The sequence below is a fragment of the Micrococcales bacterium genome (genome assembly GCA_009784895.1).
Classification (GTDB): domain Bacteria; phylum Actinomycetota; class Actinomycetes; order Actinomycetales; family WQXJ01; genus WQXJ01.
This window is the reverse complement of sequence record WQXJ01000065.1, coordinates 1-8,655: the sequence shown is the minus strand read 5'-3', so window position 1 is coordinate 8,655 and position 8,655 is coordinate 1. Positions and strand designations below refer to the sequence as shown.

Here is an 8,655-nt window from a genome sequence, read left to right as displayed (position 1 = left end):
TCTGACTGCTGAGATCCAGGCCAAGCCCACCTAGACCACAATTGGTGGCGTGTCCGTCAGCCCGGGCGGGCACGCCATCGCCCCATGCCCACTTGACAAACCACACCACATATCAGGTTGAGGCCAGCCGGGCTGTTTAGGATCGAGATTGAGGCTGGCCGGGCTGTCCAGGATCGAGATTGAGGCTGGCCGGGGTAACACTCCTGCGCGACCTGGGGTTTCGCGTGGTCAGTGCCCGGCAGAGGGCGAACTCGATCCAGGGGTGCCCGGCACAGGGTGAACTCGATCCAGTGGTGCCCGGCACAGGGTGAACCCAACGCCGGTGAGGTTGAGCCTTGGCATGAAGGGTCGGGGTTCCTCGCCACTTAGGCTCGCCAACAGGCTCAATCGGCACGACTGGCCGTTCTTTTGTTTCGACGCGGCTCACGGCCGGGTTTGGCCGCACGCCGTGCAACTGGCCTTGCCGGTGGCTACGGCCACAGGACGGCGCGGGCGCCGGCGCCAACCAGTTTGGCCGGGTCGAGGTAGTCCTGACCCAATCTGACGCCCCAGTGCAGGCAGGCGGCACAATGGGCGGCTTCGTTGGTGGCCAATTGGCCAACGACCTGGCCGCGCTGGACGGCCGTCCCAACCGGCAGGGCGCTGACCACCGGCTCAAGGGTAGAGCGCAGATCACCGTGCGTGATGACCACCACATGCCGGTCAACTATCAAACCGTTGTAGCTGACCGCGCCCACCGCCGGGGCCAAGACCGGGGCATCTTCACCATCAATCAAGTCGACTCCACGGTGGCCGGCCAACCACTTGGCGGCCGGTTGGTCAAATTGGCGTTCGAGGTGGACCGGATCAGGCAGCGGCCAGCTGAAGGCCAGCAATGAGCTTGGCCACAACTCAATTGGAGCTGGGGCGCGCCGGCCTAACGCACTGTGCCCGGTCAGCATTTCGGCGCGGTGGCCTCCAAGAGCTTCGGCTGGTTGGTCGACCAAGCCGCTGGCGGGCAACGCCGCCAGCGCCATGACCAGCACCATCGCCAATCTGTTCACGTCATCACCTGGTTTGCATAGGACAGTTGGTCAGCGGGCTCCGGGGTAGGGCACCGAAACGGCAAGGCTTTTCAGGCCTGTTTGGTGAATCTGCTGCGCGTAGAGATCGATCTGCGGCGCGGAGACAGATGCAATTCGGCATGAGCCTAGGTCTACCAGGATCAGCGCGGCCCGCCGGCCAAAAAGCCCGCGGCCTGTGGATGACCACCCGGCCTTGTGCCGGCTAGCCCGCCTGGAGGTCGCCTACCTGGGGTTCTGGCAGCCAATCCGCGCACGGTGCGGTTCAGCCGCGGTTTGGCGACCGCGGGCCGCAAGCAGGCGGGGCCGTCGCCACATGGCCAGCTGGCGGGCCGGCATCGGGCAAAAGCGGGCGAGCGAAAGCCGCTACAATAGCCGGGCACCCCTCCACCAGGACGGGTGACTTCGCGTGCCCTTTGCCCCAAAGGCCACCGCACGACTCGGTCCGGGCCAACCAGCCCGGTGTTGGACGGTGAGGGCGCCAGGCGCCAGCGGCACAGGCCGCCCAGGCGGACAACCGAAAGGACAAAGACAATGGCCATTGTCACCATGCGCCAGTTGCTGGACAGCGGCGTCCATTTTGGACACCAAACCCGCCGGTGGAACCCCAAGATGAAGCGTTTCATCTTGACCGAGCGCAACGGCATTTACATAATCGACCTGACCCAAACGCTCAGTCACATCGACAACGCCTACGCCTTCATCAAACAGACTGTGGCCCGTGGCGGCTCGGTGCTGTTCGTTGGCACCAAGAAGCAGGCCCAAGAAGCCGTTCAAGAGCAGGCCAGCCGGGTTGGCATGCCCTACGTCTCGCAGCGCTGGCTAGGGGGGATGCTGACCAACTTCCAGACCATCTCCAAGCGGCTGCACCGGTTGAAAGAGCTGGAAGAGATGAACCTCGATGAGGGCACTGGCTCGGGCTTCACCAAGAAAGAGCGGCTGATGATGAGCCGCGAACGGGACAAACTTGAGCGCACCCTGGGCGGGATCAGGACCATGGGCAAGGTCCCGGCCGCCGTCTGGATTGTCGACACCAAGAAGGAGCATCTGGCCGTCGATGAGGCCCGCAAACTGGGCATTCCGGTGGTCGCCATTTTGGACACCAACGCTGATCCGGATGATGTCGACTACAAGATCCCTGGTAATGACGACGCCATCAGGGCCGTTGCCCTGTTGACCCGGGTCATGGCCGACGCCGTGGCCGAGGGTTTGGTCGAGCGTCACAGCGCCAAGGCTTCCGATGACACTGAAGAAGACGCCCCCCCGGCCGAGCCGCTAGCCGAATGGGAGCAAGAACTGCTGGCTGTGAGTGAAACCGAGCCGGTCTCCGGAGCCGTGGCCAAGGCTGAAGAGGCCGGCGGCGCGCTGGAACTAGAGCCTTTGGCCCAGACGGTCGCGGCAGAAGCGCCAGGGCTATTGGCCCCGCCTGATGCCGCCTCCCAGGCCACTGCAGAAGACCTGGCCCAGGCGGCAGCCGGGGACGTCAAAGGTGTCGAAGTAACCGAAGAGGCAGCCGAGCAACCCCTGGCCGAGACGGTGGCTGAGGCCGTGACCGAGCCAACCGAGCCCGTCACACCGCCGGTCGAGGAAAAGGCCAATCTGAAGGGCACTGCCCCCCAGGCCTAGCAGCCCAAAGGACAATTCGAGTAGAGGACTAAGAGGACAATGGCGAATTACACCACTGCGGATATCAAGGCCCTGCGCGAGCAAACCGGCGCCGGCATGATGGATGTGAAAAAGGCGCTGGACGAGGCCGGCGGCGACGCCGCCAAAGCCATCGAGATCATCCGGGTCAAGGGGCTCAAAGGTTTGGCTAAGCGGGAAGGCCGCTCAACCTCGGACGGCTTGGTGGCGGCCAAGGTAGTCGACACCGAGACTGGCCAATGCGGCGCCATGATCGAGCTGAACTCGGAAACCGACTTTGTGGCCAAGGCTGAGAAGTTCGTGGCCCTGGCCGGCCAGGCTTTACAGGCCGCCATCGACCTGGGAACCGATAACCTGGAGGCGGTTTTGGCCGCGCCGGTTGAAGGTGGCGGCAGTGTCCAAGCGGCTATCGACTATTTGGCTGCGACAGTGGGCGAGCGGCTCCAGTTGCGTCGGGTGGCCCAGGTCAGCGGCGAGGCGGTGGCGCTTTACTTGCATAAGACCAACCCGGATTTGCCGCCGCAGGTTGGCGTGCTGCTGGCGACTGACAAACCGGGCGTCGAGGTGGCCCACGATGCGGCCATGCACATCGCGGCCTTCTCCCCGACCTACTTGTCGAGAGACCAGATTCCGGCCGAGGTTGTGGCCAGCGAGCGGCGCATTGCCGAAGAAACGGCCAAGGCAGAAGGCAAACCAGAAAAGGCCATGCCCAAGATCATCGAAGGCCGCATGAACGGTTTCTTTAAGGAAAACGTTCTGGTGGACCAGGCCTTTGCCAAGGACGCCAAGCAAACCGTGGGCAAGGTCTTCGCTGCTGTGCAAGGCCAACCGACCGGTTTCGCTCGCTTCAGGGTTGGCGCCTGAGCCATGCCCCCAAACGAAGACCAGCCGCTAAACCTTCACCTGCCCCGGGCCCGCCGGGTCATGCTGAAACTGTCCGGCGAGGCCTTTGGCGGTGGCAAACTGGGGGTCGACCCTGATGTGGTGGCGGATATTGCCCGTCAAATCGCCGAGGCGGTCAGGAATGGAGTCCAGGTGGCCGTGGTGGTTGGCGGTGGCAACTTTTTCCGCGGCGCCGAGCTAGCCGGTCGCGGCCTAGACCGCGCCAGGGCCGACTACATGGGCATGCTGGGCACAGTCATGAACTGCCTGGCGTTGCAGGACTTTTGCGAACAGGCCGGCACACCAACCCGAGTCCAGACGGCTATTGCCATGGGCCAGGTGGCGGAGAACTACATCCCGCTTAGAGCGATTCGGCATATGGAAAAGGGTCGGATTGTGATTTTCGGGGCCGGGGCCGGCATGCCGTATTTCTCGACCGACACGGTCACGGCCCAACGCGCCCTAGAGACCCGCTGTCAAGTCGTGATGATGGCCAAGAACGGGGTCGACGGCATTTACACGGCTGACCCGAACACCGATCCCACGGCCACCAAACTTGATCGCATCACCTACGCCGAGGCCTTGACCAGGGGTCTACGGGTGGTTGACGCGGCGGCGTTTTCACTGTGCATGGAGAACAAGTTGCCAATGGTGGTTTTCGCCTTGGAGGGTCTAGATCAAGTCCGCCGGGCCCTTGAAGGCGAGCGCATGGGTACTCTGGTGACAGCTTAAGGTCCTAACCAAACAGACGGCCCAAACAGACAAAGGAGTACTGGCGTGATTAGCGATGTGATGAAGCAGGCCTCAGCGCGAATGGACAAGGCGGTGGACAACTCGGCTACCGAGTTTGCGGCCATCCGCACCGGCCGGGTCAGCGCCTCGCTGTTCGAGCGAATCCCAGTTGACTACTACGGCGCGGACACGCCCTTGCAGCAGCTGGCCTCGATTGCGATCCGGGAGGCGCGCACGGTTCACATCACTCCCTATGACAAATCCGCCATGAAGGCCATGGAAAAGGCCATCAGGGAGTCTGACCTGGGGGTTAATCCTTCGAACGATGGCAACGTGATTATTGTCAACATGCCGGAGCTGACGGCCGAGCGTCGCAAGGAGTACGTCAAACTGGCCAAGACCAGGGCGGAAGAAGGCCGGGTTGGCGTGCGCCAGGCCCGTCATAAGGCTAAGGATGCCTTGCACAAGATCCAAAAGGACGGCGAAGCCGGCGAGGACGAGGTCCGCCGGGCTGAACACGAGCTCGAGTCGATGACCAAGAAGCGCATCACCAAAATCGACGATCTGCTGGCCCGCAAGGAAGCCGAACTGCTCGAGGTGTGATGGCTCGGTCGCATTTGGCCCAACCCAAACAGACCGGCGGGCGTAACTTAGCCGTCGCCGTGCCGGTGGCCCTGGGGCTGCTTGCCGTCCTGGTGTCTTCGGTCTGGTTCAGTCCCTGGCCGTTTGTTGGTCTGGTCTGCGTGGCCCTGGGTTTGGCCAGCTGGGAACTAAGCCAGGCCCTGACCCACGCCCGGATCAACTTGCCGTTTGCGCCGCTGGCTTTGGGCGGCGTTGGCACCCAAATCGCGGCCGCCATTTCCGGTCCGCCTGGCGTTTTGGCGGGTTTGGCCTTGACCGCTGCCTTGACGGTGGCCTGGACCATGGCCGATGTCGCCCCTCGCCTGCCGCCGGCGCGTGACCTTTATGCCGCTTTCTTTGCGGTGGTCTACCTGCCGCTGTTGGCTAGTTTGGTGGTGTTATTGGCCTTTGAGGATTTCCACAACCGGGGCCGGTTTTTGGTCTTGTTGCTGGTGTTGCTGCCGGTGGCGAGCGATACCGGTGGTTTTTTCGCCGGCACTTGGTTGGGACGTCACAAGCTGGCGCCGCAGGTCAGCCCGAAGAAAACGTGGGAAGGCCTGGCCGGATCGCTGCTGTTGAGCATCGCCGTTGCCGTGGTGGCGATCGAATTGCTGGACGGCCCTTGGTGGCTGGGTTTGGCCCTGGGTTTTGGCGGTGCCTTCATGGCCACTTTGGGTGACCTGACCGAATCGCTGCTGAAACGTGAACTTGGTTTGAAGGATATGGGTTGGTTGTTGCCGGGTCACGGTGGCGTGCTGGACCGGGTTGATTCGATCCTGCTGACAGCGCCGCTGGCCTACATCCTGCTAACGGCCTGGGTCCGGGCAGGCTAAGGCGGTGGCCGCCCACCCGCCGCGCCACCTGGCGGACCTGACTCTGGCCGCATGGCTGGCCGCCAGACTGTCCCCTGGAGTTGAAGCGGATGCTGGCCCCGCTGGGCCAGTGCTCTCCGAGATGGTCGTTGGAGCTGGCGCGGCCAAAGGAGCCCGGCCGTGAGCCGGGCCACGCCGCCGCGTCACCTGGCGGATCTGTCTCCAGCTGAACGCGATGCCTGGTTGGTCGAATCCGGCCTGCCCCGCATGCGGGGCAGGCAGTTGGCCCAGCACTACTTTTCCCACCTCAGCGACGATCCGGCTCAAATGTCGGATTTGCCGGCCGGCCAACGCCAGGACCTAGTGGACCGTTTCTTGCCCCGCCTGGCCACACCGGTGGCCCATCAGTCCTGCGACCAAGGCGCCACCGTCAAAACGCTGTTCCGTCTGTTTGATGGTGCCCGGATCGAGACCGTGGTCATGGCCTACCCCGACCGGGTTACTGTCTGTGTCTCCAGCCAGGCCGGCTGCGCCATTGGTTGCCCGTTCTGCGCCACCGGCCACCTCGGCCTGCTGCGCAATTTGTCTGCCGCCGAGATGGTCGAGCAGGTCCGCCAAGCCGCCGCCCTAGCCCAGAGCGGCGACCTCCACCCGTTTTATGCCGAAGCTCGGTCTCGCGACAAGAGGGATGGGCAGACCCCCAACGGCAGCGAAACCGAGGTTTTGCAGACTCGATCAGCAGCGGATCACGCCGATTATGCCGAAGCTCAGTCTCGCGGCAAAAGGGCTGGTCAGCCCGCCACCGGCAGCGAAACCGAGGTTCCGCAGACTCAGCCAAGACGACTATCCAATGTTGTTTTTCTTGGCATGGGAGAGCCGCTGGCCAACTACAAGGCATTGGCAACGGCATTGCGCGCCATCACGGCCGAACCCAACGCCGGCTTTGGCATCTCTGCGCGCAAGGTGACGGTTTCTACCTGTGGTTTGGTAAACGGCATCGGGCGGCTGGCCGAAGAAGGCCTGCCGGTGCGATTAGCCCTGTCGCTGCACGCGCCGGATGATGAAACCCGCGACCGCCTGGTGCCAATCAACCGGCGCCATCCTGTGCGCCAGGTCCTGGCGGCGGCGCATGACTACTTCCTTGCCACCGGACGGCGGGTCTCCATCGAGTATGCGCTGATTGGCGGTATCAATGATCAACAGTGGCGGGCCCGCCTGCTGGCCGAGCGGATCAGCCACTATGGGACCGGCTGGGCTCACGTCAATCCGATCCCCCTCAACCCGGTGGCGGGTAGTGTATGGAAGGCCAGCCGGCCCCAGGATCAGACGGCCTTTGTGCAGGTCTTGGCGGGGGCGGGCCTGGCGGTAACGCTGCGTGACACGCGGGGGCGGGAGATCGACGGGGCCTGCGGCCAGCTGGCCGCCAAGGAAAAGGAGATGGTTTGATGGCAGACCTGTTTCGCCGAGCCAAGGGTAGTCGCGGCTACGATCCGCGCGAAGTCGACGAGTTTTTCCAGCGGGCTCAGGCCGTTTATGAGGGCGGCACGGCGGGCGAAATGGCGCCGGTAGATGTCCGCACCGTGGCCTTTTCGCAGATCCGCGGTGGTTACGACGAAGGCCAGGTCGATGGCGCCCTGGACCGCCTGGATGTGGCCTTCGCCCGCAAAGAGAGGTCACTGTTCATCGCCCAACACGGCCAGCAGGCCTGGCTGGACAAGATTGTTGAGCGGGCCACCACGTTGTACGACCGGCTAGGCCGCCCGGCCGGCCAGCGCTTCGCCCCACCGGACCGGGGCCAGTACGGCTACCAAATCCAACAGGTCGACGCTCTGATGAACCGGCTTTCGGCCTATTTCAACGAGGGTGTGGCTCTGAAGTCGAACGAGATCCGCTACGCCGTCTTTTCCCCGACCAAGTCGAAAAAATCCTATGGTCAAGCGCCGGTCGATGCCTTTTTGGACCGGGCGCTTGAGGTGCTTGTGGCGGCCGAGTAGCACCCAGCTTGGTGGGGCTGCCTAGGCCAGGTACCAGGGATGCGGGATACCGCAAGTGCTATCGCGAGGGTGTTGACCCGCCTCTCGGCACAGATGTAGGCTCTGCGACGGTGGTCTAGCTGGCAACGGCGCCCCATCATTGCCCCTGTGTCGTCCAAAGAAGGATCTTTTGATGTCTGTCCACCCACCTAATCCAGCCCCGGAACCTTACCCCCAACAGCAGCCCGCTGCTTACGCGCAGCAAGGCGTACCGTTTGCAGGATACCCGGCCCAGCTCCTTCGCAAAAACGGAATGGCCACTGCCGCGATGGTCCTCGGCATCATTGCCGTGTTGTTCGCGGCGTTCCCCTTTATTGGGATATTTGTCGCTGCCCCTTGTGGCCTCCTAGCATTCATTTTCGGGATTGTCGGTATTGTCAAAGGGAAGAATATCCAGGTCGGGACCGGTCCCGCTGTTGTGGGCCTTGTTTTGGGAATCCTGGCAGCCATAATGATGGCCCTCGGCGGCGGCACGCTCTGGTAGCCAATCATCCCTTCGGGGACGGAACCTGGCTTCAAGCCGACTCCAAGGTTTAGTCGAGGGAGCTCTCCGCCTCCCGTGACGTTGAGGTCGCGCAAGTCGCGCGCCAAGTTACACGAGGGACTAAGAGTGGGGCTCAGCCGCTGGCGTTCTACTAGCGGGAGCCAGAGTTGTACCGGTGGTGATTCAAGAGAAAATGAGGATCGCTATGAAGCTGGCGAGAGTCGCTGTGGCTTGGGCCGCGTCGGTTGCCCTGGGGCTGGGCCTGGGCGCCTGCGGCAGCACAGTCCCGTCGCTTCAGGAACAAGCGAACCAAGTGGCTTCAGCCCTCCAAGGGCTTGCCACCGACCCGGTGGCTCTTGTTTCGGGCCAGGCCAGTGACGAGTTGC

General features: G+C 63.3%; 10 protein-coding genes. 9 read left to right on the top strand and 1 reads right to left on the bottom strand.

Annotated elements, in window-relative coordinates:
- Positions 1–470: 470 nt before the first annotated feature.
- Positions 471–1,043 (bottom strand): peptidoglycan DD-metalloendopeptidase family protein, encoded by a 573-nt coding sequence (locus FWD29_09270; protein ID MCL2804120.1) that lies wholly within the window; start codon positions 1,041–1,043, stop codon positions 471–473.
- A gap of 552 nt (positions 1,044–1,595) precedes the next feature.
- Between FWD29_09270 and rpsB the strand changes: the two genes are divergently transcribed.
- The 9 genes from rpsB to FWD29_09225 all read left to right on the top strand — a co-directional run.
- Positions 1,596–2,687, top strand: coding sequence for a 30S ribosomal protein S2 (rpsB, locus tag FWD29_09265; GenBank protein ID MCL2804119.1), 1,092 nt, complete (start codon positions 1,596–1,598; stop codon positions 2,685–2,687).
- A gap of 39 nt (positions 2,688–2,726) precedes the next feature.
- Positions 2,727–3,569, top strand: a complete 843-nt coding sequence (gene tsf, locus FWD29_09260) for a translation elongation factor Ts (protein MCL2804118.1) — start codon at positions 2,727–2,729, stop codon at positions 3,567–3,569.
- A gap of 3 nt (positions 3,570–3,572) precedes the next feature.
- The gene (gene pyrH, locus FWD29_09255) at positions 3,573–4,319 is read left to right on the top strand and encodes a UMP kinase (GenBank protein ID MCL2804117.1); all 747 of its coding nucleotides are present in this window, start codon (positions 3,573–3,575) and stop codon (positions 4,317–4,319) included.
- A 45-nt stretch (positions 4,320–4,364) separates the two neighbouring features.
- Positions 4,365–4,922, top strand: a complete 558-nt coding sequence (gene frr, locus FWD29_09250; GenBank protein MCL2804116.1) for a ribosome recycling factor — start codon at positions 4,365–4,367, stop codon at positions 4,920–4,922.
- A complete protein-coding gene (locus FWD29_09245) occupies positions 4,922–5,773 on the top strand; it encodes a phosphatidate cytidylyltransferase (protein MCL2804115.1) in 852 nt (283 codons plus the stop codon). Before frr ends, FWD29_09245 begins: the two co-directional genes overlap by 1 nt.
- A 159-nt stretch (positions 5,774–5,932) precedes the next feature.
- Positions 5,933–7,198: a radical SAM protein gene (locus FWD29_09240; protein ID MCL2804114.1), complete on the top strand. Its 1,266-nt coding sequence runs from the start codon at positions 5,933–5,935 to the stop codon at positions 7,196–7,198.
- Positions 7,198–7,746 carry a DivIVA domain-containing protein gene (locus FWD29_09235; GenBank protein ID MCL2804113.1) on the top strand — a complete coding sequence of 183 codons (549 nt, stop codon included), beginning with the start codon at positions 7,198–7,200 and terminating at the stop codon, positions 7,744–7,746. Before FWD29_09240 ends, FWD29_09235 begins: the two co-directional genes overlap by 1 nt.
- Positions 7,747–7,918: 172 nt before the next feature.
- Entirely contained in the window at positions 7,919–8,269 is a 351-nt protein-coding gene (locus tag FWD29_09230; GenBank protein MCL2804112.1) for a hypothetical protein, read from the top strand.
- 205 nt (positions 8,270–8,474) lie between these two features.
- On the top strand, positions 8,475–8,655 hold a 181-nt coding region (locus FWD29_09225; GenBank protein MCL2804111.1), incomplete at its 3' end, for a hypothetical protein.

Coding starts and splice junctions, on each gene's coding strand:
- rpsB (MCL2804119.1), top strand. CDS start 1,596: ATGGCCATTGTCACCATGCGCCAGTTGCTGGACAGCGGCGTCCATTTT.
- tsf (MCL2804118.1), top strand. CDS start 2,727: ATGGCGAATTACACCACTGCGGATATCAAGGCCCTGCGCGAGCAAACC.
- pyrH (MCL2804117.1), top strand. CDS start 3,573: ATGCCCCCAAACGAAGACCAGCCGCTAAACCTTCACCTGCCCCGGGCC.
- FWD29_09245 (MCL2804115.1), top strand. CDS start 4,922: ATGGCTCGGTCGCATTTGGCCCAACCCAAACAGACCGGCGGGCGTAAC.
- FWD29_09235 (MCL2804113.1), top strand. CDS start 7,198: ATGGCAGACCTGTTTCGCCGAGCCAAGGGTAGTCGCGGCTACGATCCG.
- FWD29_09230 (MCL2804112.1), top strand. CDS start 7,919: ATGTCTGTCCACCCACCTAATCCAGCCCCGGAACCTTACCCCCAACAG.